The sequence below is a fragment of the Stenotrophomonas sp. YJH_SMC_130 genome (genome assembly GCF_059369035.1).
The window spans coordinates 1-25999 of sequence record NZ_JCAFSH010000007.1 but is presented as its reverse complement, the minus strand read 5'-3'; the positions used below and the strand labels follow the sequence as shown (position 1 = coordinate 25999).

The window sequence follows — 25999 nt, the reverse complement described above, 5'->3', positions numbered from 1 at the left end:
GTCAGGTATTTCCTTGTCGGTAGCGCATTCCATTGCGCAGGAGGAGCCAGAGGACGCTCAGCGCGGTGAACCACGCGATCGCCACGGCAGCCTCCCACCTCGGCTGCAAATTGGAGCAGACATTGAACACTGTAATACTGAACAGGCCCAAAGCAAAGTACATCCCTGTCACCTGGGGGTGACTGGCTCCTGCCTGCACCGCGCGCTGGTAGACGTGCTGGGTATGGGGTTCCATCCAGCGTTGTCCCGAAATGATGCGCGCCAGCAGTGTGAAGCCCGCGTCCACGAGGAACGGCGAAACCGGGACCAGCAGCAGGATCCAGTTGATATCGGTACGCACGCTGGCGAGCGCCAGCACCGCTGCGACCGCGTACCCCAACGCGCCGCTTCCGACATCGCCCATGAAGATCCGGGCCCGAGGGAAGTTGAACGGCAGGAATCCAAGGCAGGCCAGGCCCAGGGCCACGGCAGCCAGCGAGTAGGGCCACGGCAGCACCGGCGCCAGCCCCAGCATCGCCACGACGGCCTGGCTGGCGGCAATGCCGTTGATGCCGTCCATGAAATTCCAGATGTTGATCAGTGAGGCGGTGAACAGCAGCACCAGCGCCGCCAACAGCCAGCTGCCACCATTCACCTTGACCAGGCCGGCCAGCAGCGCCGCGGCGATGAAATGCACCAGCAGGCGACGCATCGCCGGCAGGGGCCTGTGGTCGTCCCACCAGCCGATGCCGGCCACCAGCACCAGCCCAAGGCTGGCCACCAGCACTGTCGGCGTGCTTTCGGGCCAGGCCCAGATGGCCACGGCTGCAGTCACCAGCAGGCTGATGACGATGGCGATGCCGCCACCGCGCGGGGTAGCGACACTATGGCTGCGGCGTTCGCCGGGCTGGTCCATCAACTGCTGGCGCAGCGCATAGCCACGTGCAGCCCAGGTCAGCACCGCACTCAGCAGGGCGAGCCCCAGCAGCGCGCCCATCACAAGCCAGGGCATGGATCAGAGCACCGCGTAGTTCAGCAGTGGCTTGACCGTCCCCCACTCCTTGCAGCTCGGGCACTGCCAGTGGTGGGTACGCGCACCGAAGCCGCAGCGGGTGCAGCGATAGGCCGGGTTGCGCACCAGCAGCTGGTCAGTGATGTGCTTGAGGTCATGCAGGGTGGCGGTGGAATCGGCGCCCTCGGCGAGGGTGAGGTCGATCAGCGCGGACTCGCCACGCACCGACGGACGATCCTTCAGCTGGCGGCCGAGGTAGGCACGCGCCGGGGCCACGCCCTCCTGTTCTTCCATCAGGCGGGTCAGCGCCAGCACCGGGGCAATGCCACGGTAATGCTCGGTCATCTCCGACAGGAACGCGCGCGCACCTGCCAGATCGCCCACCTTGCGATAGTTCTGCATCAACGCCGGCAGCAGTTCCGGCAGGTATTCGGGATCGTTGCGCGCGGCGCGCTCGAAGGCGCGCACGGCGGCCTCAGGATTGCCTGCGTCGGTTTCCAACCGGCCCTCGATGATGCCGGCGCGCACCGACATCGCATCGGCCTGGTAGGCGCGGGCGATCGCTGCCCTCGCCTCTTCCAGCTTGCCGGCGCCACGGAATCGCTCGGCCAGTTCGCACTCGAACTGCCCGATCAGCTTGCCCATCGGCTCGCCGGTGACATCCTCGAACCGGGTGGCGTTGTCGATGGCCTTTTCCCAATCGCGCTCGGCCTGGTAGATGCCGATCAGGTGCTTGAGCGCCTGCGGTGCGCGCTGATCGAGCTGGGCAAGCTCGGTGAACACGGTCTCGGCACGATCCAGCAGGCCGGACTTCATGTAGTCCTCACCCAGGGCCAGCAGGGCCTGCACGCGTTGTGCGTCACTCAGGTCATGGCGATTGACCAGGCCCTGGTGCAGGCGGATGGCGCGGTCGACCTCGCCACGACGGCGGAACAGATGGCCCAGCGCGACCTGGGTCTCGAAGGTTTCCTTGTCCAGCTCGGCGATGTGCAGGAACAGCTCGATGGCCTTGTCCGGCTGCTCGTTGAGCAGGTAGTTCAGGCCACGGAAATAGGTGCTCGACAGGCGGCTGACCTGGCTGTCACCGTGGCGTTGGCCACCACGCCGCCCGATCACCCACCCGGCCAGTGCGGCCAGCGGTACGAACAGGAAGAACCAGAACCACTCGGTGACGAAATCCATCTTCGATCAACGTCCATCAAAAGATTGGGGGGAAGCAACCGGTGCCGGCGAAGCGGCAGCGGACTTGTTGGCGCGACGCAGTTGGCCGTAGAGCGGAATGACCACGCTCACCAGCACCAGGCCAGCACCGACGATGACGCCGATCAGCAATGCGGCAATGATTGCCACGCCGACCGAGGTCTTCAGTTGGGTGAAAACAAGGTTGATGGTCATCTCGTCCATGTTCATGGCACCGATGATCAACCCAAGAATGAGTACCGCCAGCAGGACCAGCAGACGAAAAACCTTCATGCGACAGCTCCAGTGGCAGGAGTCCGTAGCTTATCCGACTCGCGGCTGGATTCGCACGCGGTGGCGCGACGGCAGGCTCAGGCCGGATCGGCGTCCAGCGGCAGCACACTGCTGACCCGCTCGCGCAATTCCTTGCCCGGCTTGAAATGGGGGACATGCTTGCCCGGCAGGGCAACCGATTCGCCGGTCTTCGGGTTGCGACCCAGGCGCGGCGGACGATAGTGCAGCGAGAAGCTGCCAAATCCACGGATTTCGATGCGATCCCCGGCGGACAGCGATCCGCCCATCATTTCCAGCAACGACTTCACCGCCAGATCGACATCATCGGCCTTCAGGTGCGCCTGGCGGCGCGCAAGGATTTCGATCAGTTCGGATTTGGTCATTACCGGCTCACATCAGGGGCATCTCAGCCTGAAACGGCCCGGGCAATGCCCGGGCCGTCCAGGAAACAACGAACAGCCTAAGGCCGATTACTCGGACTTGTTGCCGTTCAGCTGTGCACGCAGCAGCGCGCCCAGCTGGGTGGTGCCGCTGGAAGCCGAAGAGGACTGGTATTCCTCCAGCACTTCGCGCATTTCAGCGTCGTCCTTGGCCTTGATCGACAGCTGCAGGGTACGGCCCTTGCGGTCCATGCCCACGAACTTGGCTTCGACCTTGTCGCCGACCTTCAGGTGCTGGGTGGCGTCGTCAACGCGCTCGTTGGCGATGTCGCGGGCCGAGACGTAACCTTCGATGCCGTCAGCCAGCTCGATGATCGCGCCCTTGGCGTCGACTTCCTTCACCACGCCTTCGACCTTGGAGCCCTTCGGATTGGCAGCCATGTACTGGCCGAACGGATCCTGCTCCAGCTGCTTCACGCCCAAGGAGATGCGCTCGCGCTCCGGATCGACGGCCAGGACGACGGCGTCCAGGGTATCGCCCTTCTTGAAGTTGCGAACGACGTCTTCGCCGGTGGTGTTCCAGCTGATGTCGGACAGGTGGACCAGGCCGTCGATGCCGCCGTCCAGGCCGATGAAGATGCCGAAGTCGGTGATCGACTTGATCTGGCCCGACACCTTGTCACCCTTCTTGTGGGTGGCAGCGAAGGTTTCCCACGGATTGGCGGCAACCTGCTTCATGCCCAGCGAGATGCGGCGACGCTCTTCATCGACGTCCAGCACCATCACTTCGACTTCATCACCCACCTGGACAACCTTGGACGGGTTGACGTTCTTGTTGGTCCAATCCATCTCGGAGACGTGCACCAGGCCTTCGACGCCCGGCTCGATCTCAACGAACGCACCGTAATCGGTGACGTTGGAGACCTTGCCGAAGACGCGGCTGTTGGCCGGGTAACGACGGCCGATGTTGTCCCACGGATCCTCGCCCAGCTGCTTCAGGCCCAGCGAAACGCGGTTGCGCTCGCGGTCGAACTTCAGCACGCGGACGTCCAGCTCGTCGCCGACGTTCACGACTTCCGACGGGTGACGCACGCGCTTCCACGCCATGTCGGTGATGTGCAGCAGGCCGTCGATACCGCCCAGATCCACGAACGCGCCGTAATCGGTCAGGTTCTTGACGACACCCTTCAGGATCGCGCCTTCCTGCAGCTTGTCCATCAGCTGCTCGCGCTCTTCCGAGTGCTCGCTTTCGACGACAGCGCGGCGCGAGACCACGACGTTGTTACGCTTGCGGTCCAGCTTGATGAGCTTGAACTCGAGTTCCTTGCCTTCCAGGTAGGCCGGATCGCGCACCGGGCGCACATCGACCAGGGAACCCGGCAGGAAGGCGCGGACATCCTTGATGTCCACGGTGAAACCACCCTTGACCTTGCCGCTGATGCGGCCGGTGATGGTTTCGTTCTTTTCCAACGCTTCTTCCAGCTCGTCCCACACCATCGCGCGCTTGGCCTTCTCGCGCGACAGGACGGTTTCGCCGAAGCCGTTCTCGATCGAGTCGAGGGCGACCTTGACGATGTCGCCTTCGGCGACGTCGATTTCGCCAGCGTCGTTACGGAACTGTTCGATCGGCACGATGCCTTCGGACTTCAGGCCAGCGTTGATCACCACGACGTCGCCGCGGACTTCAACAACGGTACCGCTGACGATGGCGCCCGGCTTCAGCTTGGCCAGGTTGGCCTGGCTGGCTTCAAACAGTTCGGCAAATGATTCGGTCATTAGATTTACTCTGTTGGACACATGGGTCGGTGGCGTCCCCTTCAGGGGAATGGCGACCGCCCGCCTGTTGGTCGACCCCGGAAACGCAGGTCGTGTGTAGTAGGAAAACCGCCACGCATCATTGCGCGACGGGGCTGGTACAGCACTGCTATGCGCGACCACCGCCGATGCGGCTGGCAGTGCTCCCGCGCGAACGGATCAGGCAGCCGGAACCGGAAGCAGATCCATCACTCGGGCAACGACATCATCGATGCCGATGCCTGTGGTGTCGATGAGGACAGCATCGTCTGCCGGCTTCAGGGGCGCCACGGTACGCTGAGCATCACGGGCGTCGCGGGCCATGATCTCGCGCAGGAGGTCATCAAAGTTAACAGAAACCCCCTTGTCTTTCAACTGCTTATGCCGGCGCTCGGCGCGCTCCTCGGCACTGGCGGTCAGGAAGACCTTGTAGGGGGCGTCCGGAAAGATCACCGTGCCCATGTCGCGGCCGTCGGCGACCAGGCCTGGCAGTTCCCTGAATGCGCGCTGGCGCTCCTTCAGGGCGGCCCGGACCTCCGGGATGGCGGCAATGGCCGAGGCCAGCGCCCCGGTGGTCTCCAGGCGCAGCTCGTCGGTGGCATCGGTGCCGTTGACCATGACCCGCATGGCATCGCCCTGCTCGACAAACTGAACGTGGGTGTCAAAGGTGCAGCGGACCAGCGCGGAGGCGTCGGAGGTGTCGATGTCGGCCCAGCTTGCGGCCACGCCCACCGCCCGGTACAGCGCGCCCGAATCCAGGTAATGCCAGCCCAGCCTGCGCGCGATGATGCGGCTGATGGTACCCTTGCCGGCCCCGGATGGGCCGTCGATGGTCAGGACGGGAGCGAGTGGATTCATGGGGGTCCCAGAGCGTGTGAAGAGGCCATTCTAGCCCCTGCCAGACGCCCCCAGCGGGATCTTTTGTGCAACCACTTGAAACCATGAGGAAAAGCCCGGTAGAATGGCGGGCTTGAACGAGCGTCAACTGCCGATTGTCTTTCGCATATCGCGGCCACGCTCCACCCGAACAACTACTGTTTACGCCGAGGTATGCCATGAAAGTCCTGTCCTCCCTGAAGTCGGCGAAGGCCCGTCACCGTGACTGCAAGGTCGTGCGTCGTCGTGGCAAGATCTTCGTCATCTGCAAGTCGAACCCGCGTTTCAAGGCGCGTCAGCGCTAAGCCTCACAGCCTTCCGGCTGCGGCTGGCCCTACGCGGGGCCGACCCGATGCAAGAAACCGCCTTCGGGCGGTTTTTTGTTTATGCGGCTTTTTCCTGCCGTTTTTGCTGTAATCGCCTTTCTTGACCACTGGGGAGTAGATCGAGATGAAGCGTTACCTGTCCGCCCTGGCCGTAATGGCCACCCTGGCCGCCGCCACACCGGCACTGGCCGATACCCTGCTTGTCGACCGTGCCCGCGAGAAGCCGGCCGGTGCCCTGCCCGTGCGCGGCCAGAGCATGCAGCAGGTGCAGGCGCAGTTCGGCGCGCCCAGCGAACAACTGCAGCCGCGCGGCGGGCAGAAGCGGCAGTGGCCGACCATCAACCGCTGGGTGTACCCGCAGTTCACCGTCTACTTCGAGAAGCAGAAGGTGATCGACGTGGTGGCCAACCAGGCGGACCCGAACGAAATCGGCCCGAAACCACCGATCCGTTGATCCCTTTACCCGCCGTGGGCGGGCCTGTGTAGCGAGACCATGAACCAGACCCTTCGTTTTCCTGCCGAGTGGGAAGCCCAGAGCGGCGTCCTGATTGCCTGGCCCACCGCCGACACCGACTGGGCCGACCGCCTGGGCCAGGTGGAAGAGACCTACATCGCCCTGGTCGCGGCCATCACCCGCTTCCAGCCGGTGCTGATCTGCGTGGCCGACGACGATGTGGAGACCTATGCCGAAATGCGGCTGCGCTCCAACCGCATCGACATGGACAAGGTCCACTTCACCACGGCCGCCTACGACGATACCTGGCTGCGCGACTCCGGCCCGATCACCCTGCGCCGCGCCGACGGCGGTTTCCAGCTGCTGGACTTCCGCTTCACTGGCTGGGGCGGCAAGTTCGACGCCACCCTGGATGACCAGCTGGTGGGCGTGCTCGACCAGGCTGGCGTGTTCAACGACGCCCCGGTGCGCAGCATCCCGTTCGCGCTGGAAGGCGGCGGCATCGAGACCGATGGCGAAGGCACCCTGCTGACCACCTGGAAGTGCCTGCACGAGCGCCACCCGGACCGCGACCGTGCAAGCCTGAGCGCCGACCTGGCCAACTGGCTGCAGCAGGACCGCGTGCTGTGGCTGGACCACGGCTACCTGGAAGGCGACGACACCGACGCCCACATCGACACCCTGGCCCGTTTCGCCTCGCCTGACAGCATCGTCTACCAGGCCTGCGACGACGCGAGCGACTCGCACTACGCCGAACTGCAGGCGATGGGCAACGAACTGGCCGCGCTGCGTACCAAGGATGGGAAGCCGTACCGCCTGTTCCCGCTGCCGTGGGCACAGCCGGTGATCGACGAAGGCCGCCGCCTGGCGGCGTCGTACGCCAATTACCTGATCATCAACGGCGCGGTGCTGATGCCGGCCTACGGCGATCCGGCTGATGACCTGGCCCGCGACGTGCTGGCCCAGGCCCATCCGGGCCGCGAGATCGTGCAGGTGCCCTGCCGCTCGCTGATCTGGCAGAACGGCAGCCTGCACTGCATCACCATGCAGCTGCCGGAAGGGCTGTTGAAGGCATAAGCCGGACCGGTAGCGCCGGGCCAAGCCCGGCGAGCACAGCGACGACCTGAAAATCCGCCGGGCATGGCCCGGCGCTACCGTGTGCGGACGCCATTCAGCGCGCAACACGCTGCGGCCGCCCATCCGCGCTAACATGCAGGTTTTCTCCCGCAGGAACGCCCCGCATGAACTCGCGCAGCCCCCTTACCGTCGCCCTGATCCAGGAGCGCAACCACGGTGACGCCGCCGCCAACCTGGCGGTGATCGAAGCACGCGTGGCCGAGGCGGCTGCGCAGGGTGCCAAGCTGGTGCTGCTGCAGGAACTGCACAACGGTCCGTACTTCTGCCAGCACGAGTCGGTGGACGAATTCGACCTGGCCGAATCCATTCCGGGCCCAAGCACCGAGCGCCTGGGCGCACTGGCGAAGAAGCATGGCGTGGTGCTGGTCGGCTCGCTGTTCGAGCGCCGCGCTGCCGGCCTGTACCACAACACCGCCGTGGTGTTCGAGAAGGACGGTACGCTGCTCGGCAAGTACCGCAAGATGCATATCCCGGACGACCCGGGCTTCTACGAGAAGTTCTACTTCACCCCGGGCGACATCGGCTTCAAGCCCATCGATACCTCGGTGGGCCGCCTGGGTGTGCTGGTGTGCTGGGACCAGTGGTACCCGGAAGCGGCGCGCCTGATGGCGCTGGCCGGTGCAGAACTGCTGCTGTACCCGACCGCGATCGGCTGGGACCCGGACGACGTGCAGGACGAGAAGACCCGCCAACGCGACGCCTGGGTACTGAGCCACCGCGGCCATGCCGTGGCCAATGGCCTGCCGGTGCTGAGCTGCAACCGCGTCGGCCACGAGGCGTCGCCGCTGGGCGCGTCGGGCATCCAGTTCTGGGGCAACAGCCACGTGCTCGGCCCGCAGGGCGAGTTCCTGGCCGAGGCCGGCACCGAGGCCACCGTGCTGCTGTGCGATGTCGACCTGCAGCGCAGCGAGCACGTGCGCCGCATCTGGCCGTTCCTGCGCGACCGTCGCATCGACGCGTACGGTGACCTGCTCAAGCGCTACATCGACTGAGCCGGAGCCGCGCATGGCCGTCCTCATCCGTGATGCCGGCCCGGCCGACATCGACGCGATCACCGCGATCTATGCGGTGGAAGTGACCGACTTCGTCAACACCTACGAGTACGACATTCCGGACGCGACCGAGATGCTGCGCCGCATGCGCGACATCATTGATCGTGGCTTCCCCTACCTGGTCGCCGAGATCGACGGCCAGGTGGCTGGCTATGCCTATGCCAACACCTATCGCACCCGCATTGCCTACCAGTGGACCGTGGAGAACTCGGTCTACGTCGATGCCGCGTTCCAGGGCAAGGGTGTCGGCACCGGCCTGCTGCAGGCCTTGATCGACGCCTGCGTGGCACGTGGCTACCGGCAGATGGTGGCGGTGATCGGCGAACCGACCAACACCGCCTCGATCAAGCTGCACGAACGCTTCGGCTTCGAGCTGGTGGGCGTGTTCCGCGGCCTCGGCCGCAAGCATGGCCGCTGGCTCGACACCGTGCAGATGCAGCGCGCGCTCGGCGATGGCGCCGACACCGCACCTTCCAATGAATGAACCCATGACCGAAACCCTTCCCGAGACCGGCGACGACCTGTTCGCCGGCCAGCCGGTGCGCGTCGTCGAACGCGACGGCGTGCGCTACACCCTGCTGGGCACCGCCCACGTCTCCCGCGCCAGCGTCGAGGCCGTTGAAAAAGCCATCGACAGCGGCCGCTTCGATGCCGTTGCCGTCGAGCTGGACCCGCAGCGCCTGCAGGCGCTGAGCGACCCCGACACGCTCGCCAAGCTCGACCTGGTCGAGGTGATCCGCAAGGGCCGCGTCGCCCTGTTCGCCGCCAACCTGGCTCTGTCCGCCTATCAGCGTCGCTTGGCCGAGCAACTCGACATCGAGCCCGGTGCCGAGCTGAAGCGCGCGGTGGAGCTGGCGCGCGAGCGCAACCTGCCGGTGCACCTGATCGACCGCGAGGTCGGCCTGACCTTCCGTCGTGCGTCGCAACGGCTGGGCTTCTTCGGCAAGCTGAAGCTGGTTGCCGGCCTCGGCGCCGGCCTGTTCTCGTCCGAGGAAGTGGGCGAGAACGAGATCGAGAAGCTCAAGCAGGGCGACATGCTGGAATCGAGCTTCGGTGAGTTCGCCAGCGAGAGTCCGGCGCTGTACGAAACCATCATCGGCGAGCGCGACCGCTACATGGCCACCCGTCTGCGCGAAGAACGCGACCCGCACCAGCGCGAAGTGCTGGCAGTGGTCGGAGCCGGCCACCTGGCGGGTCTGGCACGCCACCTGGAAACCGACACCGAGGCACCGGCGCCGCTGCGCGCCGAGCTGGAGGCGGTGCCGAAGAAGCGCAACATCCCGTGGTTCACGCTGGGCATCCTGGCGATCGTGGCGACCGGCATCGGCGTAGGCTTCTACCGCGGCGGCCTGGGCGTAGGCACCGAGCTGCTGGCAACCTGGGCGATGTATACCGGCGGCCTGGCCGGCCTGGGCTGCCTTCTGGCCGGCGGTCACCCGTTGAGCATCCTCACCGCGATCGCGGTGGCCCCGTTCAAGCCGTTCCGCCTGAGCATCCCGACCGGCGCCTTCTCGGCACTGGTGGAAGCGCGTGTGCGCAAGCCAGCCTACGAGGACTTCCTGAAGCTGCGCGACGATGCGCAGAGCCTGAAGGGCTGGTACCGCAATCGCGTTACCCGCGTGGTGCTGACCTTCATGCTGACCAACATCGGCAGCATGCTCGGCCTGTGGCTGACCACGTTCAAGGTGTGGGGCAAGGTCGCCGGGTAAGCCTTTCAACCGGCCACGGAATCTGTAGCGCCCGAGCCCATGCCCGGGCGATGCCGCAACGCGGCGAACAGCAGCCGAGCATGGCTATGCCGGCCGTCCTGGCCGACACCCTCCGGACCGTCGCAAGCGACGTTGGCAGCGGCTCCTGCCGTTGCCTTCGGCTCTACAGAGACAAACAGACGCGGCGAGCAGAAAAAAAGGGGGAGGCCGCCCCACTACGACCGGCCTCCCCCACACCACAACACGTTGACGTGCGTTACAGCCGGGCAGCGCCCGGCTCTACCATTTCCACTCCACGCGCGCGGCGGATCAGCCGCGTCACGGCATTGCGCAGGTCATCGAGCACCGCGTAGATCGTCGGCAGGAACAGCAGGCTGACCACGGTCGAGAACGCCAGGCCGCCGGCAATCGCGCGCGCCATCGGCGAGTACTCCGGGCCATTGCCGAACATCTGCGTGTCGGTCAGCGAGATCGGCACCATCGCCAGGATCGCCGTGCCCATGGTCATCATGATCGGGCGCAGGCGTTCGCGTGAGCCTTCCACCAGCGCCTGGGTACGGCCCATGCCGCTGCGCCGCAGGTTGTTGATGTGCTCGATCATCACGATGCCGTTGTTCACCACCACGCCCATCAGCACCAGGATGCCGATGAAGGACATGATCCCGAACGAGGTGCCGGTGATCCAGAACAGCCAGAACACGCCGAAGATCGAGAACAGCACGCCACTCATGATCGCTGCCGGGAACAGCAGCGACTCGAACACCGCCGCCATCACCACATAGATCATCACCAGTGCGATCAGCAGGTTGAACACCATCTGCTGCATCGCCTCGTCGTCGTTGCCGTAGTCGCCGCCATCGAAGGTGAAGCCGTAGCCCGCCGGGAAGTTCATCGGCTTGAGCACGGCCTCTATCGCCTTGCGCCCGTCCGGTGCGGTGACCTTCCCGGCCAGGTTGGCCTTGATGGTCAATGTCGTCTGACGGTTGGTACGGCCGATCTGGGTGGCCGACGAACCAACGTCCACGGTGACCAGACTCAGCAGCGGCACGCTGCGGCCATCGCCGGTACGCACGCTGAAACCGGCCAGGTCTTCCGGGCTGCTCTGCTCGGCGCCGGCAAAGCGCACCCACACCGGCACTTCATTGTCACCGCGGCGGAACTCGCGCATTGGGGCACCGCGCAGCGCCAGGCCGACGAAGCTGGCCACCTGTTCGGCGTTGAAGCCGAACGCTGCGGCACGCTCACGGTCGACGCGCACCTTCAGCTCGCCGCCCTTCTCGCCATTGTCGATGCGCACGTCCCGCAGTTCGGCACGCTGCGCCAGCAACGGCACCACTTCCTGGCCGATCTCATGCAGCATCGAGCTGGAATCGCCGACCAGCTGCACCTGCACGCCCTGGTTGCCGCCACCCCCGCCATCGCCGCCCTGGTTGCCGACGAAATAGTCGGTGCGGGCGGACTTCGGCAGGCCCTTGCGCAACTCTTCCTGCAGCGCCTTGATGTCCTTGGCGTACTTCTCGTCCAGGGTGACCACCGTGGAGCTGCCTTCCTGCTCGCTGTACCAGGAGTACACCTGCTTGACGTGCAGGCGCTCGCGGTTCTGGTCGATCCAGCTCTCCACGCGCGCCACTTCCTCGGACATCTGCCGGTAGGTGTAGGCGCCCTTCCACATGTAGCCGATGAAGATGTCCTTGCCGCCCTCGCCACCGAACATGTCGACCTTGGTCAGTTTCATCGGCACCAGGCTGACCAGCACCACCAGCAGGATGCCGAGCAGGCTCCAGCCGCGGTGATGCAGTGACCAGTCCAGCAGCTGTGCATAGCGCCGTTGCAGACGCGCGATCAGGCCGGTCTGCGAGTGCACCAGCTTGGGTGTGGCCATGCGTGCGGACAGCATCGGAATCAGGCTGACCGCGACCAGCCACGAGGCCAGCAGCGAGACCGAGATGGTGATCGCGATCTGCGCCATGAAGATGCTGATGTTGTTGGTCTCGCCGAACAGGTTCGGCACGAACACGATGCAGTGGCACAGCGTACCGGCGCTGAGCGCGATGGCCACGTTGCGGGTACCGATGATCGATGCCAGCCGTGGCTGCCCCGGCATGCGCTCGCGCTCCTGGTAGATGCTCTCCACCACCACCACGGCGTTGTCGACCAGCATGCCCACGGCCAGCAGCAGGCCCATCATGGTCAGGATGTTCAGCGTCACCCCGACGAAGTACATGAAGCCCAGGGTGATGGTGAAGCAGATCGGAATGGCCAGGGTCACCATCAGCGTCGACGGCCAATGGCGCAGGAAGAAGAACAGCACCGTCACCGACAGGATCAGGCCGACCGCACCGGCTTCGGCCAGTTCCAGCAGCGACAAGGTCACCGCCTTGCCCTGGTTGTCGATCACCTTGATCTGCACGTCGCGCATCGACGGCTGCGCGCGGATCGCCTCGACTTCGGCCAGCGCCGCACGCGAGACGTCCACCAGGTTGGCACTGCGCTCCTTGAAGATATCCAGGCCCACCGCCGGGTTGCCGTCCAGACGGCGCCCGTAGTTCATCCGCGCCGGCTTCAGGCGCACGTCGGCGATATCGCCCAGGCGCAGACCCTTGGCGTTGATCACCAGCTCGCGCATTTCCTGCAGGTCGGTGATCTCGCCCACCGGCTGCACGCGCACGCGCTGGCCGTTGTCGTCGATCTGACCGGCCGAGATCGAGAAGTTCAGCGTGCGCAGGCGCTCGCTCAGCTCGTTGATGCTCAACCCATGCGCGTTGAGCCGGTTCGGATCGATGGCGATCTCCACCTCGTTCGGCGGTGCACCGGTGATATCGACGCGGGCCACACCGGGAATACGCTCGATGCGCCGCTTGAACTCACGGTCGAGCATGTCATAGGCAGTGGTCAGGTCGGTGGTGCTGGCCAGCCGCACCTTCAGTACCGGCTGGTCACTGCTGGACCACTTGAACACGTTGTAGCGCTGCAGGTCGTCGGGCAGGTCGCTGCGGATCGCATCGATACGCTCGCGCGCGTCGGACGCCGCAATGGCGATGTCGCGGTCCCAGTCGCTGAACTCGATGTAGATCAGCGCCGCCTCGGAGGTGGCCGATGAGCGCATGCGCTTGATGCCGGTCATCGTCGCCAGCGACTCCTCGACCGGGCGGATGATGGTCCGCTCCACTTCCTCGGGCGTCGAACCGGTGTATGGGATCTGCACGAACAGGAACGGCGCGGAGATGTCCGGCAGCGCCTCCAACGGCAGCCGGAACGAAGCGATCAGGCCGATCACCACCAGCGACACGAAGCACATGATGGTGGTGACCGGGCGGCGGATGGAGAACTCGGCAACGCTCATGCCGGCTCCTCCACACCTGCCGTGCCGCCCTCGTCGCCATGCAGGCCTTCACCGGCATGCTTGCGGCCGCGCTCACGGTAGTAGGCGTCGCCGCGACGATCCATCAGGTCGTACACCACCGGGATCACCAGCAGCGTCAGCAGCGTCGACACCAGCAGGCCACCGATCACGGTGATCGCCATCGGTGCACGCACTTCGGCGCCCTCGCCCATCGCCACCGCCAGCGGCAGGAAGCCGAACAGCGTGCACAGCGTGGTCATAATGATCGGGCGCAGGCGCGAACGCGCGCCTTCCACCAGCGCCTCATGCTTGGCCACGCCGGCTTCGCGCAGCTGGTTGACCTTGTCGATCAGGATGATCGCGTTCTTGGTGACCAGGCCGACCAGCAGGATCAGGCCGATGAACACCACCACCGAGATGGGCTTGCCGGTCAGCATCAGCGCCAGGATCGCGCCGACCAGCGCCAGCGGGATGGTGAACAGGATCACGAACGGGTGCAGCAGCGACTCGAACTGCGAGGCCATCACCAGATAGACCAGGAAGATCGCCAGTCCAAAGGCGAAGATCAGCGACTTCGCCGCCTGCGCCAACTCCTCGCCCTGGCCACCGATGTGCAGGCCAACGCCCGCGCCCAGCGGCTGCTCGGCCACCATCTGCTGCACTTCGCGCATGGCTGCGCCAAGGTCGATGTCGCGCAGGTTGGCCGATACCACCGCCACCCGGGTCTGGTCGGCACGATGGATCTCGCTGGGGCCGGTGGTGGCGACCACGTCGGCCACCGCGTCCAGGGTCACCGGGCGGGTGCTGCCCGGGTTGACGATCAGCCGGCGGATGCTCTCGACGCTGGCGCGGTCACCTTCCTGGGCACGCACCAGCACGTCGATCTTGCGATCACGGAAGCTGTAGCGGGTGGCGACGTCGCCGCGCACCTTCTTCACCACCACGTCGGCGATCTGGCGGGTGGTCAGGCCCAGCGCACCCGCGCGTTCCTGGTCGAAGCGGATCTGGATTTCCGGGAACCCCTCTTCCACCGTCGATTTCACGTCGGCGTAGTGCGCATTGCCGCGCAGCATCGCCGCCAGGCGTTGCCCGGCCACTTCCAGGGTGGCCATGTCCTGCCCGCGCAGTTCGATTTCCAACGGCGTGGAGAAGCTGAACAATGCCGGCCGCGCGAAGTCGACCTGGGCGCCCGGGTGCTGGCTCATGGTGCCGCGCAGGCGCTCGGTGATTGCTGCTTCGGTGCGCGCGTTGCCACCACCTTCCATCACCACAGTCAGCTTGCCGATGTTCTCACCGCTTTCGGTCGGACTGGCATCCAGCCGGGTGCCGCTGCCACTGACGCCATACAGCGAGGCCACGCCCTCCCCCTTGCCGTGCGCCAGCTGCAGCTCGCGCACCAGCGCATCGGTCTGCTTCAGCGGCGTGCCGGCCGGCAGCTTCACCGTCATTTCGAACCGGTCCTGCGCCAGCTGCGGAATCAGGTCCGCGCCAAGCATTGGTACCAGCGCCATGGTCGCCACGAAGATGATGGCTGCCACGCCCAGCACCTTGCCGGGATGCGCCAGCGCACTCGGCAGCAGGCGCAGGTAGCCTCGCTCGGCGCCTGCATAGGGTTTCATCGCCAGGTCGCTGGCCTTGCGCATTACCGGGCCGACCACTGCCACCACGCCACGCCACACGCGCACGACAAGCCAGGCCAGCGCATAGAAGCTCCAGCGCACGCTGGCAACCACGCCACGGCGGCCCAGCGCGACCGGCTTCTGCCAGCGCTTTTGCGGCTGCCATACTGAGTTCGGCGCCTCTTCCGGGAACGCCAGCGGTGGCCGCCCCTTCAGCGAGCTCAGCATCGGGATCAGGGTCATCGACACCAGCAGCGAGATCGCGATGGCGATCGCCACGGTCAGCGCCTGGTCGCGGAACAGCTGCCCGGCGATGCCGTCGACGAACACCAGCGGCAGGAACACCGCGATGGTGGTCAGGGTCGAGGCGACCACCGCCATGCTCACTTCACGGGTGCCGGCGATCGCCGCCTGCAGGATGCCCAGGCCACGCTCACGGGCCTTGGCGATGCTCTCCAGCACCACGATCGAGTCATCCACCACCAGGCCGGTGGCCAATGCCAGACCGCCCAGCGACATCACGTTCAGGCTCAGCCCGAGCTGGCCCATGAAGAAGAACGTGGCGATGATCGAGACCGGCAACGACAGGCTGATCACGAACGTGCTCCAGCCATCGCGCAGGAACAGGAAGATGATCAGGATCGCCAGCAGGCCACCGATCACGGCATCCTTCTTGACGTCGGCGATGGCGTGCTCGATGAAGCGCGACTGGTCCTCGATGGTGGTCAGCTCGACATCGGACGGGAACGTGCCCTTGATCTGCTCCAGGCGCTTGCGCAGCGCTTCGGCGGTCGACACGGTGTTGGCATCACCTTCCTTGTAGATGGCCAGCTCGACCGCCTCCTTGCCGCCCAGGCGGATGATCGCTTCGCGCTCCTTGTAGCCCTGGCGCACGGTGGCCACGTCCTTCAGGCGCACCGGCACGCCGTTGGCGACCACGCTGGAGCCGCCGCCGGATGATGCGCTCTGTGCCGCCGACGCCGCCGCGATGGCTGCAGCCGAACCGGTCGACGCGGCGATGTTGAACATCTGCTGCAGCGCCGAGTCGGCTGCACTGCCGTTCGAACCCTGGGTGGTGACCAGCAGGTTGCGGATTTCCTCGAGGTCGGCGAACTGGTTGACGGTACGCACCAGGAAGCGCTGGGAGCCCTCTTCCAGGCGACCGCCGGAGATGTTGATGTTCTCGTCCTTGAGACGCTTGATGACGGTGTCGATCGGCAGGTTCAGCTGCGCCAGCTTCTGCTGGTCGATGTCGACCTGGATCTCGTCCTCCAGTCCACCGCCCACCTTCACTGCTGCCACGCCGGTGACCGGCTCGAGCTTCTTCTTCAGGTCTTCATCGGCATAGCGGCGCAGGCCGGTCAGCTCGCGGACCGCGTCGGCATCGCTGGCCGGCGCGACCTTGTTGGACAGCACCAGGCGCATGATCGGCTCGGTGGACGGATTGAAGCGCAGCAGCACCGGGGCCTTGGCCTCCAGCGGCAGGTTCAGCGCTTCCATCTTGTCACGCACCTCCAGGCTGGCCTGGTCCATGTTGGTGCCCCAGGCGAACTCCAGCACCACATCGCTCTGGCCGGTGCGCGAGACCGACTTCAGCTTGCGCAGGTTCTTGACCACGCCCACCGCTTCTTCAACCGGCTGGGTGATCAGGGTTTCGATTTCGGTCGGCGCCGCACCGGTGTATTCGGTGCGCACGGTCAGCGTCGGGTAGCTCAGGTCGGGCAGCAGGTTGACCTTGAGGTTGCCGAGCGCGATCAGGCCGAACAGCAGCAGGGTGACCGTGCACATGGCGATGGTCACGCGGCGGCGCGTGGCGAATTCCACCAGGCCGCCGCGCATGCCGGCGGCGGCGCCGTCGCTCGCCGGCGAGGCACCGTGGTCGTGGCCCGGGGCGGTCATTGCTTGCTCCCGGCCTTGTCTGCGGGCTTGGCGGCCGCCGCGACCGCCTTCGCCTTCGGATCGGCGATCACCTGCACTGCGGTGCCGTCGCGCAGCGCGACCTTGCCGGCGGTGACCACCTGATCACCGGCCGCCAGGCCATCACGGATCTCCACCCACGGGCCCTCGGCGTAACCCAGCTTGACCGGAACGCGTGCGACCTTGCCTTCGCGCACGCGGAACACCGCAGGTTCACCGTCATCGAGCAACGCCAGGCGCGGCACCACCAGCGCATCGGCACGCTGGTCGTAATCGATGCGGATGCGGCCGAACATGCCGGGCTGCAGCGCGTGGGCGGCGCCATCGAAGGCACTGACCACGCGAAACGTGCCGCTGCCCGAGTCCACCACCGGCGCGATGCGGTCAACGGTGCCGGTGAAGCTCTGGCCCGGCAGTGCGTCGGCCGCCAGCGTCACCGGCTGGCCGGCGCGCAGGGTGGCCAGCTCACGTTCGGGTACGTTGAGGGTGGCCTCCAGCCGCGAGTTGTCGACGATGCGGAAGATCGGTGTATTGATCTGCACGAAGTTGCCGGTCTTGATCGAGCGTGAGGCGATCACACCGGAGATCGGTGCCACGACCGTGGTGTAGGACAGCTCCAGCGTGGCCAGGCGGTACTGCGCACGGACGTTCTCCAGATCGTAGCGCAGCTGGTCGACATCGGCGGCGCTGACCATCTGCTGGCCGACCAGCTTCTGTGCGCGCTGGTAGTTGTTTTCCAGCTTGCGCATCTGCGCTTCGCTCTGCGCCACGGCCAGGCGCGCGCGGTCCGGGTCCAGCCGCACCAGCGGCTGGCCGGCGGTGACCCGCTGCCCTTCCTCGACCAGCACCGCCAGGGCTACGCCGGAGGTCTTGGCGACCACCTGCGACTCGGCACGTGGCTCCAGCGCCGCGGTGCCGGTGTAGCTGGCTGCGACGGCACGATGGCTGGCCACCGCCACTTCGACCGGGACTGCGTCGACCTTCTTCTCCTCCTTGGTCTCGGCAGCCTTGGCTTCGGAATTGGGCCCTGCGGCGCAACCGCCCAGCAGCAGGGAGGTGGAGATCAGCAGTGCGGCAGCGCAGATTCCGCTGCGACGGCCGGACAGGAAGGTTGGGTGCGACATCGTCAGTTCCCTGGAGGATGCGTGGGCAGGTGTGGTAGCAAAGTAATGCACCACTTCACGGCAACACCATATCCCAAAGGTCATGGTGTCTTCACGCCGCTGGTCGGCCCGCCCCCATTTCAGCTAGATGAAACCTGAGGCTATACTCGGGTCGTTCCGTACCCCACGCCGGAACGACCAGACCCGAATCCCCGGAAACGACACCATGCGCCCGCAGCCGCTCGCCGCTTGTCTCGCTCTGGCCGTCCTCCTGCCCCTTGGGGCCGCCGCACAGCCCGCTCCCGCTCCTGCCACACCCGCCCCGGCGCCTGCCGCCGCGCCGGCGCCTGCCACGCCCACCGGCAACTTCGACAATGGCCGTGTCCTGGCCTACACCTGCCAGGGGTGCCACGGCATCACCGGCTACAAGAACGCCTACCCCAGCTACCGGGTGCCGAAGATCGGCGGCCAGACCCAGCAGTACCTGGCCCAGGCCCTGACCGAGTACCGCCAGGGCAAGCGCCGGCATCCGACGATGCAGGCGCAGTCGATGAGTTTCAGCGAACAGGAGATCGCCGATCTCTCTGTTTACCTGTCCACCGTCAAGTAAGGCCCGCCCATGTCGAAAGCCGCGCATCCGATGCGTCACGCCATCGCCCTGTCCGTTGCCCTGCTGCTGGCGGCCTGTTCGCAGTCGCAGGTGGAAAACAGCGAGAAATCCGCCGCCGACCCGGGCCATGCCAGCGGCGAACACGGCTCTTCGTCCTCCGCCGGCCTGCCGGCAGGCCGCGAGGCCGCCGGTGAAGCCCGCGCCAAGGTGAAGGGCAAGGCCACCAACCAGAGCTGCATCGACTGCCATGGGGCCGACGGCAATGCGCCGATCGATCCGACCTATCCGAAACTGGGTGGCCAGTACGGCGACTATCTGGCGCATGCGCTGCAGGCCTACCGCGCCGGCGACCGCCAGCATGCGCTGATGACGCCGCAGGCGAAGGACCTGAGCGATCAGGACATCGCCGATCTGGCCGCGTATTTCGGCAGCCGGCCGAGCCAGTTGCGGGATCTGCACGGGGTCAAATGACGGTCGGCCCCCCCGGCCGGTGCGGACCGTCGGTTGGTAGGCGCGGACCGTTGGTCCGCACAGATTCCGGATATCCACGCATGGCGTGGATCTGCTGAGCCGAGCGTGGGCTCGGCTCTACATCAATCGGCGCAACCGCTGGCGCCGGTCAACGCTCAGCCTTCCAGCTCTTCCCAGCGCGCGTACGCGGCATCCAGCTCGGCCTGCACCTTGGCCAGCTGCTGGGTGTGCGCGGTCACTTCGGCACTGCTGCGGGTGTAGAACGACGGATCGTTCATCGCCGAGGTCAGCCCTTCGACATCGCTTTCCAGCTTCTCGATGGTCTTCGGCAGCTGCTCCAGCTCGCGCGCTTCCTTGTAGGCCAGCTTGCGCTTGGGCGCAGCCGGGGTGGCAGCAGCCGGTGCGGCAGGTGCTGCGGCTGCCGGCTTGGCGGCGGGGGTCGCGGCAGGTGCTGCCACGCTGGCCGCATAACGCTGCCAGTCGCTGTAGCCACCGACGTACTCGCCGATCACGCCGTCGCCTTCCATCACCAGCGTGGAGGTCACCACGTTGTCGATGAAGTCACGGTCGTGGCTGACCAGCAGCAGGGTGCCGGTGTACTCGCCCAGCAGCTCTTCCAGCAGCTCCAGGGTTTCCACGTCCAGGTCGTTGGTCGGTTCGTCCATCACCAGCAGATTGGACGGCTGCGCGAACAGCTTGGCCAGCAGCAGGCGGTTGCGTTCGCCACCGGACAGGCGGGTGATCGGCGCGCGCGCGCGCTCGGGGGTGAACATGAAGTCCTGCAGGTAGGCATGCACGTGCTTGCGCTTGCCGTTGAACTCGAGGAAATCGCGGCCTTCGGCCACGTTCTCGATCGCGCTCCAGTCTTCGCGCAGCACCGCGCGGTACTGGTCGAAATAGGCGATCTGCAGGTTGGTGCCGGCGTTGACTTCGCCCTTGGCCGGCTGCAGCTCGCCCAGCAGCAGCTTCAGCAGCGTCGTCTTGCCGCTGCCGTTGGGGCCGATCAGGCCGATGCGGTCGCCGCGCATGATGGTGGTGGTGAAGTCGCGGACCATGGTGCGCTCACCGAAGGCGAACGAAATATCCTTGACGTCGATGACCTTCTTGCCGGAGCTGATGCCCTGCGCGGCTTCCATCTTGACGTTGCCGCTGAGATCACGGCGCTGCGAACGCTCCACGCGCATCGCCTTCAGGCGGCGCACGCGGCCCTCATCGCGGGTGCGGCGCGCCTTGATGCCTTGGCGGATCCAGACTTCTTCCTGCGCCAGCAGCTTGTCGAAGCGCGCGTTCTCCTGCGCCTGCGCGTTGAGGCGTTCCTCCCGGCGACGCTCGTAGTTGGCCCAGTCGCCCGGCCAGCTTGTGACCTGGCCACGGTCGATCTCGACGATGCGGGTGGCCAGTGCACGCAGGAAGCGGCGGTCATGGGTAACGAACACTACGCTGCCGCTCCAACCCTTCAGGAACGCTTCGAGCCAGTCGATGGCTTCGATATCGAGGTGGTTGGTCGGTTCGTCCAGCAACAGCACGTCGGGGCTGGACACCAGCGCGCGGGCGAGCAGCACGCGGCGCTTCATGCCGCCGGACAGGCGGCCGAACTCGGCCTCGCCGTCCAGGTCGAGCTTGGTCAGGGTTTCGCTGACGCGCTGGTCCAGGCCCCAGCCGTTGGCGGCGTCGATCTTGGCCTGCACGTTGCCCAGGGCTTCGCCATCGAAGACCTCGGCATGGCTGAGATGGTGGAACTCGGCCAGCCACTGGCCCAGTTCACCGAGGCCATCGGCGACGACGTCGAACACCGAGCCGGCGGCGCCATGTGGCACTTCCTGCTCCAGGCGGGTGACGCGCACGCCCTGCTGCACACGGACTTCGCCGTCATCGGGCTTGTGGTCGCCGGACAGCAGCTTGAGCAGGGTGGATTTGCCGGCGCCGTTGCGGCCGATCAGGGCGATGCGTTCGCCCGGCTCGATCGACAGTTCGGCCTTTTCCAGCAACAACGGGCCGCCGACGCTGAAGTCGACGTTCTGCAGAGTAATCAGAGGCATCCGGATATTGTACGGGTTGGGGGCGTCGGCCGGGTTGCACCCGGCACCCGCGGTAGTGCCGGCCGCTGGCCGGCAACCTCAACGGCAACGTCAAAAGCTGGTTTCCTGTGGGACGGCGGGGCGCGGATCCCGTCGTGGAATTCGCGCTGTGCGGATGGATCCCGGCTACCCCACCTCCCCCAGCAACGCCTGCAACCCGGGCAGCCATTGCTTGCCGGGGTGGCGCACCAGCCACAGGGTGCGCTGAAGGGCGGGCAGCGGCGTCTCGAGCACGCGCAGACGACCCAGCGCCAGCGGCTCTTCCAGCGCGTGACGCGAAAGGCAGGCCAATCCGAGGCCGGCGATCGCAGCCTGCTTGATCGCTTCGGTATTGCCCAGCTGCAGGGTCTGGGCGAAACCTCGCAGATGCGGCAACAGGGCCTGCTCCACCGCTTCGCGGGTGCCGGAGCCCGGCTCACGCAGCAGCCAGCGTGCGCGGCGCAGTTCGTCCAGCGTCCAGCGCGGCGGCGCGTCGGCGGCGGCGACGATCACCAGCGGATCCTGCTGCCAGGCCGTGACCTGCAAACCGCGTTCATGGCACGGGCCTTCGATCAGGCCCGCGTCCACATCCAGGCGCTGCACGGCGGCGACTACGCCGGCACTGTTGTCGATGCGCAGGTCGACCTCGGCCTGTGGCGCCTGCCGCAGCAGTTCCGCAATGCGCGGCGGCAGCAGGTAGTTGCCGATGGTGGTACTGGCGGCCAGCACCAATCGCAGCGGTGCTCCCTGCGATGGGTCGCCGCCGGCGGCCAGCTGCCGCTCCAGATCGGCGGCATTGACCAGCAGGGTGCGCGCCGGCTCCAGCAGTGCGCGGCCGTGCCCGTTCAGCGCCAGGCGACGGCCGATGCGGTCGAACAGCGGCGTACCGAAGTGCGCCTCCAGTTCCTGCAGCGCGGCGCTGCTGGCCGACTGCGAGAGCGCGATGGCCTGGCCGGCGGCGGTGGTGCTGCCGTGGTCGGCGATGGCAACGAAAACCTCAAGCTGGCGCAGGGTCAGGCGCATGCAGATTACCCATACTATAGGTAGATTTCACCCATATTATTCGTTTTACAGGTCATGGACGAAGGCGCACGCTTGCCTCGTCACTACAGCCCTACCCCTGCCATGAACGCCCCCGCCCTCTCCCCCTGGTCCCTGCCCGCCCTGCGCCAGCGCTGGCAGCCGCGCCTGCCCGGCCTTCTGCTGGTGGGCCTGATCGCGGCGGCATCGCTGTACCTGGCCGAGCTTCCCTGGCTGCAGGCGCATGGCCTGAGTGCACTGACCGTCGCCATCGTGGGCGGCATCGTGGTCGGCAACACGCTCTACCCGCGGCTGGCACCGAGCAGCGCGGCCGGCGTCGGTTTCTCCAAGCACTGGCTGCTGCGTGCCGGCATTGTGCTGTACGGCCTGCGCCTGACCTTCCAGGACATCGGTCATGTCGGCGTCAGCGGCGTGCTGATGGACGTGCTGGTGGTCGCCAGCACCTTCGGCCTGGCCTGTTGGCTGGGCGTACGTGTGTTCAAGATGGAACGCGAGGCGGCAATGCTGATCGGCGCCGGCAGCGCGATCTGCGGTGCGGCAGCGGTGATGGCCGCCGAACCGGTGGTGCGCGGCCGCGCGGCACAGGTCACGGTGGCGGTGTCGACGGTAGTGGTGTTCGGCACGCTGGCGATGTTCCTGTACCCCGCCCTGTATGCGCTGGTGCAATCGCACGGCTGGCTGGCGATGGACGCACGGCAGTACGGCCTGTTCACTGGTGCGACGGTGCACGAAGTGGCGCAGGTGGTGGCCGCAGGCCGCACGGTCAGCGAGGCCGCCGCCGATACCGCGGTGATCACCAAGATGGTGCGGGTGATGCTGCTGGCGCCGTTCCTGGTCGCGTTGTCGTTGTGGCTGGCGCGTGGCGGGAAGGCCAGCGCCGACGGCAGCAAGGCGCGCATCGTAGTGCCGTGGTTCGCGTTCGGTTTCGTGGCGGTGGCCGGTTTCAACTCGCTGCACCTGCTGCCGGCTGGCCTGCAGGCCGGGCTGGTGCAGCTGGATACTGTGCTGCTGGCGATGGCGATGGCCGCACTGGGCCTGACCACCCATGTCTCGGCGCTGCGCCAGGCCGGCCTGAAGCCACTGCTGCTGGCGCTGATCCTGTTCGCCTGGCTGCTGTTCGGTGGCCTGGTGATCCACCAGGGTGTGTTGGCGGTGCTGGGCTGAGCAGGAGCGTACCGACCAGGGTCGGCGCCCACCCGTAGATCCACGTCATGCATGGATGGCGGCTCCAATTGGGGATCAGAGCCCTTTCCTGCGGAAAGGGATCCGACCCCGCCCTATTAGACGGGACCGGCCACGCGGGCGGGTACAATGCGCCATGACTGATTTCTCGACCCTGCCGCTGAGCCCGGCCCTGCAGCCCGGCCTGGACGCCCTCGGCTACACCACCCTCACCCCCGTGCAGGCGCAGAGCCTGCCGGCCATCCTGGATGGCCGCGATGTGATCGCACAGGCGCCGACCGGCAGCGGCAAGACCGCCGCCTTCGGCCTGGGCCTGCTGCAGGCCATCGACCCCAGCCTGATCCGCGTGCAGGCGCTGGTCCTGTGCCCGACCCGCGAACTGGCCGACCAGGTCGGCAAGCAGATCCGCAAGCTGGCCACCGGCATTCCCAACCTGAAGCTGTTGCTGCTGGTGGGTGGCGTGCCGCTGGGCCCGCAGCTGGCCTCGCTGGAAGGCCACGATCCGCACGTGGTGGTCGGTACGCCCGGCCGCGTGCAGGAGCTGGCACGCAAGCGCGCGCTGAATCTTGGCGCGGTGCGCACGCTGGTGCTGGACGAGGCCGACCGCATGCTCGACATGGGCTTCGAGGAGCCCATCCGCGAGATCGCCGGCCGCACCCACAGGGATCGCCAGAGCCTGCTGTTCTCCGCCACCTTCCCCGACAGCATCCGCGCCATGGCGCGTGACCTGCTGCGCGACACGGTGGAGGTGACCGTGGAAGGTGCCGACCAGGCACCGGCCATCCGCCACCTGTTCTGCGAGGTGGAACCGGCGCATCGCCAGAAGGCGCTGGCCGGCCTGCTGTTGAAGTACACGCCGGAATCGGCGGTGGTGTTCTGCAATACCCGCAAGGACGTGGACGAAGTGGCCAACTCGCTGCAGCAGTTCGGCTTCTCCGCACTCGCCCTGCACGGCGACATGGAGCAGCGCGACCGTGAGGAAGTGCTGTTGCGGCTGGCCAACCGCAGCTGCAACGTGCTGGTGGCCAGCGACGTGGCTGCACGCGGCCTCGATGTGGAAGAGCTGGCGGCGGTGATCAATTACGAGCTGCCGACCGACGTGGAGAGCTACCAGCACCGCGTGGGCCGTACCGGCCGTGCCGGTGCCAGCGGCCTGGCGATCAGCCTGGTGGCTGGCCGCGAAAAGACCCGCGCCGAAGCCATCGAAGCGCAGATGGGGCAACCGCTGGATTGGCAGAAGACGCCACTGGCGACCTCGCGCCCGGCCGAGTTGCCGCAGGCGGCGATGCGCACCCTGCGCATCGACGGCGGCAAGACCGACAAGCTGCGCCCGGGCGACATCCTCGGCGCACTGACCGGCGATGCCGGCCTGTCGAGCAAGTTCATCGGGAAGATCGCGATCTTCCCGACCCGCTCCTATGTGGCGATCGCGCGTGAACAGGCCAACAAGGCCGTCGCCAGGCTGGAAGCCGGCAAGATCAAGGGCCGTCGCTTCCGCGTGCGGATGATGTGATTGAAGCCGCGTTGCCAACCATGGTTGGCAACGACCGGCTCCCGGTTCTTCGCTCTGGTAGATGCCAACCCCGGTTGGCATTCACCCTTCGATCAGAACACCAGTTCGGTGTGCAGTGGCAAGCCCGCCTCCCAGCGGGCCCGGCCGCCCAGGCCGTCGAGCTCGACCAGCACGCCTGCACCGACCACTTCAACACCCAGGCGGCGAACCAGCGACAACGCAGCGACCAGCGTGCCGCCGGTGGCCAGCACGTCATCGATGATCGCGACGCGGGCACCGGACGGCAACGCGTCGGCGTGCACTTCGATGCAGTCGCTGCGGTACTCCAGCGTGTATTCCTCGCGCAGCACCTGGCCCGGCAGCTTGCCCGGCTTGCGCACCGGCACGAAGCCCACGCCCAGCTCCAGTGCCATCGCGGCGCCAAGGATGAAGCCACGCGATTCGATACCGATCACCGCGTCCAGCTTCTGGTCGCGCCAGCGGTCGGCCATCGCGGTGATGGCACCGCGGAAGTCCTCGCTATGGGCGAGCAGCGGCATGATGTCCTTGAAGAGGATGCCGGGCTTGGGGAAGTCGGCGATGTCGCGCAGGCGGGAGGCCCACTGCGGAACGACGATGGCGTCGGTCATGTCACATTGGCTATCTGATGGCGGCATAGGGTACCTGTTCCGGGCGCCGGCTGCCTGTTGGGGGTGTCGGCAGGGCTGCGCCCTGCACCTGCGGAAGCTTCAAGCAACGGCAACGGCAGAAGCTGGTTTCCTGTGGGATGGCGGGGTGGATCCGATGGCGGGAGACGCCGTAAACCCGTCCATGAAGTGACCCCCGGGAGTTGGACATCAGATCCAACCCCGAGGGATACATGAACAGATACGACGCGCGTTTCAAACTGCAGGTCGCCAAAGAGGCCTGCAAGACCTCCACATCGGTCAAAGCCGTTGCTCGTCGCTACGG

The 25999-nt window shown here is 66.4% G+C and carries 22 protein-coding genes; 10 read left to right on the top strand and 12 right to left on the bottom strand.

What is annotated here, in order from left to right; all coding sequences use genetic code 11:
• Position 1: 1 nt before the first annotated feature.
• The 6 genes from AC5P5V_RS10985 to cmk all read right to left on the bottom strand — a co-directional run bounded on the left by AC5P5V_RS10985 (position 2) and on the right by cmk (position 5496).
• The gene (locus AC5P5V_RS10985; protein WP_111007935.1) at positions 2 to 991 is read right to left on the bottom strand and encodes an MraY family glycosyltransferase; all 990 of its coding nucleotides are present in this window, start codon (positions 989 to 991) and stop codon (positions 2 to 4) included.
• Between the two features lie 3 nt (positions 992 to 994).
• A complete protein-coding gene (lapB, locus tag AC5P5V_RS10980) occupies positions 995 to 2173 on the bottom strand; it encodes a lipopolysaccharide assembly protein LapB (protein WP_005416232.1) in 1179 nt (392 codons plus the stop codon).
• A 6-nt stretch (positions 2174 to 2179) separates the two neighbouring features.
• Complete coding sequence (locus tag AC5P5V_RS10975) at positions 2180 to 2464, bottom strand: LapA family protein (protein WP_061477908.1); 285 nt, start codon at positions 2462 to 2464, stop codon at positions 2180 to 2182.
• A 77-nt stretch (positions 2465 to 2541) separates the two neighbouring features.
• A complete protein-coding gene (locus AC5P5V_RS10970) occupies positions 2542 to 2847 on the bottom strand; it encodes an integration host factor subunit beta (RefSeq protein ID WP_005409286.1) in 306 nt (101 codons plus the stop codon).
• Positions 2848 to 2934: 87 nt separating this feature from the next.
• Positions 2935 to 4620, bottom strand: coding sequence for a 30S ribosomal protein S1 (gene rpsA, locus AC5P5V_RS10965; protein WP_005416230.1), 1686 nt, complete (start codon positions 4618 to 4620; stop codon positions 2935 to 2937).
• 198 nt (positions 4621 to 4818) lie between these two features.
• Positions 4819 to 5496: a (d)CMP kinase gene (cmk, locus tag AC5P5V_RS10960; protein WP_061477909.1), complete on the bottom strand. Its 678-nt coding sequence runs from the start codon at positions 5494 to 5496 to the stop codon at positions 4819 to 4821.
• 197 nt (positions 5497 to 5693) lie between these two features.
• On the opposite strand from cmk, the gene ykgO reads away from it, so the two are divergent.
• The 6 genes from ykgO (at position 5694) to AC5P5V_RS10930 (ending at position 10192) form a co-directional block, all read left to right on the top strand.
• Positions 5694 to 5819, top strand: a complete 126-nt coding sequence (gene ykgO / locus AC5P5V_RS10955; protein ID WP_005409283.1) for a type B 50S ribosomal protein L36 — start codon at positions 5694 to 5696, stop codon at positions 5817 to 5819.
• A 175-nt stretch (positions 5820 to 5994) separates the two neighbouring features.
• Positions 5995 to 6294, top strand: a complete 300-nt coding sequence (locus tag AC5P5V_RS10950; RefSeq protein WP_227837998.1) for a hypothetical protein — start codon at positions 5995 to 5997, stop codon at positions 6292 to 6294.
• Positions 6295 to 6333: 39 nt separating this feature from the next.
• On the top strand, positions 6334 to 7371 hold the full coding sequence (locus AC5P5V_RS10945) for an agmatine deiminase family protein (protein ID WP_019661297.1): 1038 nt from the start codon (positions 6334 to 6336) through the stop codon (positions 7369 to 7371).
• 164 nt (positions 7372 to 7535) lie between these two features.
• Positions 7536 to 8423, top strand: coding sequence for a carbon-nitrogen hydrolase (locus AC5P5V_RS10940; protein WP_053499677.1), 888 nt, complete (start codon positions 7536 to 7538; stop codon positions 8421 to 8423).
• Between the two features lie 13 nt (positions 8424 to 8436).
• The gene (locus AC5P5V_RS10935; RefSeq protein ID WP_005416225.1) at positions 8437 to 8967 is read left to right on the top strand and encodes a GNAT family N-acetyltransferase; all 531 of its coding nucleotides are present in this window, start codon (positions 8437 to 8439) and stop codon (positions 8965 to 8967) included.
• A 4-nt stretch (positions 8968 to 8971) separates the two neighbouring features.
• The gene (locus AC5P5V_RS10930) at positions 8972 to 10192 is read left to right on the top strand and encodes a TraB/GumN family protein (RefSeq protein WP_134968395.1); all 1221 of its coding nucleotides are present in this window, start codon (positions 8972 to 8974) and stop codon (positions 10190 to 10192) included.
• 256 nt (positions 10193 to 10448) lie between these two features.
• Here the strand turns inward: AC5P5V_RS10930 and AC5P5V_RS10925 are convergent, their stop codons facing one another.
• From AC5P5V_RS10925 to AC5P5V_RS10915, 3 genes are read right to left on the bottom strand one after another with little or no spacing between them, the layout of a single operon-like run.
• Positions 10449 to 13535 carry an efflux RND transporter permease subunit gene (locus AC5P5V_RS10925; protein WP_495215879.1) on the bottom strand — a complete coding sequence of 1029 codons (3087 nt, stop codon included), beginning with the start codon at positions 13533 to 13535 and terminating at the stop codon, positions 10449 to 10451.
• Positions 13532 to 17053 (bottom strand): efflux RND transporter permease subunit, encoded by a 3522-nt coding sequence (locus AC5P5V_RS10920; RefSeq protein WP_321573212.1) that lies wholly within the window; start codon positions 17051 to 17053, stop codon positions 13532 to 13534. Before AC5P5V_RS10920 ends, AC5P5V_RS10925 begins: the two co-directional genes overlap by 4 nt.
• Positions 17050 to 18195 (bottom strand): efflux RND transporter periplasmic adaptor subunit, encoded by a 1146-nt coding sequence (locus AC5P5V_RS10915; protein WP_231352679.1) that lies wholly within the window; start codon positions 18193 to 18195, stop codon positions 17050 to 17052. Before AC5P5V_RS10915 ends, AC5P5V_RS10920 begins: the two co-directional genes overlap by 4 nt.
• 205 nt (positions 18196 to 18400) lie before the next feature.
• Here AC5P5V_RS10915 and AC5P5V_RS10910 point away from each other — a divergent pair, with 205 nt between their 5' ends.
• Both AC5P5V_RS10910 and AC5P5V_RS10905 read left to right on the top strand, forming a co-directional pair.
• Entirely contained in the window at positions 18401 to 18784 is a 384-nt protein-coding gene (locus AC5P5V_RS10910) for a c-type cytochrome (RefSeq protein ID WP_061477913.1), read from the top strand.
• Positions 18785 to 18793: 9 nt separating this feature from the next.
• Positions 18794 to 19255, top strand: a complete 462-nt coding sequence (locus tag AC5P5V_RS10905) for a c-type cytochrome (RefSeq protein WP_005416218.1) — start codon at positions 18794 to 18796, stop codon at positions 19253 to 19255.
• Between the two features lie 155 nt (positions 19256 to 19410).
• On the opposite strand, the gene AC5P5V_RS10900 is transcribed toward AC5P5V_RS10905, so the two are convergent.
• Positions 19411 to 21294, bottom strand: a complete 1884-nt coding sequence (locus tag AC5P5V_RS10900) for an ATP-binding cassette domain-containing protein (RefSeq protein ID WP_061477914.1) — start codon at positions 21292 to 21294, stop codon at positions 19411 to 19413.
• Positions 21295 to 21459: 165 nt separating this feature from the next.
• Positions 21460 to 22335 (bottom strand): LysR family transcriptional regulator, encoded by an 876-nt coding sequence (locus tag AC5P5V_RS10895; RefSeq protein ID WP_231352678.1) that lies wholly within the window; start codon positions 22333 to 22335, stop codon positions 21460 to 21462.
• A 102-nt stretch (positions 22336 to 22437) separates the two neighbouring features.
• Between AC5P5V_RS10895 and AC5P5V_RS10890 the strand changes: the two genes are divergently transcribed.
• Together AC5P5V_RS10890 and dbpA are read left to right on the top strand one after the other, a co-directional pair.
• Complete coding sequence (locus AC5P5V_RS10890; protein ID WP_134969441.1) at positions 22438 to 23517, top strand: YeiH family protein; 1080 nt, start codon at positions 22438 to 22440, stop codon at positions 23515 to 23517.
• Positions 23518 to 23671: 154 nt separating this feature from the next.
• Positions 23672 to 25048, top strand: coding sequence for an ATP-dependent RNA helicase DbpA (gene dbpA / locus AC5P5V_RS10885; protein WP_134969442.1), 1377 nt, complete (start codon positions 23672 to 23674; stop codon positions 25046 to 25048).
• 92 nt (positions 25049 to 25140) lie between these two features.
• Here dbpA and AC5P5V_RS10880 read toward each other — a convergent pair whose 3' ends face one another.
• Complete coding sequence (locus AC5P5V_RS10880; protein WP_134969443.1) at positions 25141 to 25677, bottom strand: adenine phosphoribosyltransferase; 537 nt, start codon at positions 25675 to 25677, stop codon at positions 25141 to 25143.
• Positions 25678 to 25999: the final 322 nt, after the last annotated feature.

What these genes read in the sequence shown, in the direction of transcription:
- AC5P5V_RS10985 (WP_111007935.1), bottom strand. Translation starts at nt 991, where the DNA reads ATGCCCTGGCTTGTGATGGGCGCGCTGCTGGGGCTCGCCCTGCTGAGT.
- lapB (WP_005416232.1), bottom strand. Translation starts at nt 2,173, where the DNA reads ATGGATTTCGTCACCGAGTGGTTCTGGTTCTTCCTGTTCGTACCGCTG.
- AC5P5V_RS10975 (WP_061477908.1), bottom strand. Translation starts at nt 2,464, where the DNA reads ATGAAGGTTTTTCGTCTGCTGGTCCTGCTGGCGGTACTCATTCTTGGG.
- AC5P5V_RS10970 (WP_005409286.1), bottom strand. Translation starts at nt 2,847, where the DNA reads ATGACCAAATCCGAACTGATCGAAATCCTTGCGCGCCGCCAGGCGCAC.
- rpsA (WP_005416230.1), bottom strand. Translation starts at nt 4,620, where the DNA reads ATGACCGAATCATTTGCCGAACTGTTTGAAGCCAGCCAGGCCAACCTG.
- cmk (WP_061477909.1), bottom strand. Translation starts at nt 5,496, where the DNA reads ATGAATCCACTCGCTCCCGTCCTGACCATCGACGGCCCATCCGGGGCC.
- ykgO (WP_005409283.1), top strand. Translation starts at nt 5,694, where the DNA reads ATGAAAGTCCTGTCCTCCCTGAAGTCGGCGAAGGCCCGTCACCGTGAC.
- AC5P5V_RS10950 (WP_227837998.1), top strand. Translation starts at nt 5,995, where the DNA reads ATGGCCACCCTGGCCGCCGCCACACCGGCACTGGCCGATACCCTGCTT.
- AC5P5V_RS10945 (WP_019661297.1), top strand. Translation starts at nt 6,334, where the DNA reads ATGAACCAGACCCTTCGTTTTCCTGCCGAGTGGGAAGCCCAGAGCGGC.
- AC5P5V_RS10940 (WP_053499677.1), top strand. Translation starts at nt 7,536, where the DNA reads ATGAACTCGCGCAGCCCCCTTACCGTCGCCCTGATCCAGGAGCGCAAC.
- AC5P5V_RS10935 (WP_005416225.1), top strand. Translation starts at nt 8,437, where the DNA reads ATGGCCGTCCTCATCCGTGATGCCGGCCCGGCCGACATCGACGCGATC.
- AC5P5V_RS10930 (WP_134968395.1), top strand. Translation starts at nt 8,972, where the DNA reads ATGACCGAAACCCTTCCCGAGACCGGCGACGACCTGTTCGCCGGCCAG.
- AC5P5V_RS10925 (WP_495215879.1), bottom strand. Translation starts at nt 13,535, where the DNA reads ATGAGCGTTGCCGAGTTCTCCATCCGCCGCCCGGTCACCACCATCATG.
- AC5P5V_RS10920 (WP_321573212.1), bottom strand. Translation starts at nt 17,053, where the DNA reads ATGACCGCCCCGGGCCACGACCACGGTGCCTCGCCGGCGAGCGACGGC.
- AC5P5V_RS10915 (WP_231352679.1), bottom strand. Translation starts at nt 18,195, where the DNA reads ATGTCGCACCCAACCTTCCTGTCCGGCCGTCGCAGCGGAATCTGCGCT.
- AC5P5V_RS10910 (WP_061477913.1), top strand. Translation starts at nt 18,401, where the DNA reads ATGCGCCCGCAGCCGCTCGCCGCTTGTCTCGCTCTGGCCGTCCTCCTG.
- AC5P5V_RS10905 (WP_005416218.1), top strand. Translation starts at nt 18,794, where the DNA reads ATGTCGAAAGCCGCGCATCCGATGCGTCACGCCATCGCCCTGTCCGTT.
- AC5P5V_RS10900 (WP_061477914.1), bottom strand. Translation starts at nt 21,294, where the DNA reads ATGCCTCTGATTACTCTGCAGAACGTCGACTTCAGCGTCGGCGGCCCG.
- AC5P5V_RS10895 (WP_231352678.1), bottom strand. Translation starts at nt 22,335, where the DNA reads ATGCGCCTGACCCTGCGCCAGCTTGAGGTTTTCGTTGCCATCGCCGAC.
- AC5P5V_RS10890 (WP_134969441.1), top strand. Translation starts at nt 22,438, where the DNA reads ATGAACGCCCCCGCCCTCTCCCCCTGGTCCCTGCCCGCCCTGCGCCAG.
- dbpA (WP_134969442.1), top strand. Translation starts at nt 23,672, where the DNA reads ATGACTGATTTCTCGACCCTGCCGCTGAGCCCGGCCCTGCAGCCCGGC.
- AC5P5V_RS10880 (WP_134969443.1), bottom strand. Translation starts at nt 25,677, where the DNA reads ATGACCGACGCCATCGTCGTTCCGCAGTGGGCCTCCCGCCTGCGCGAC.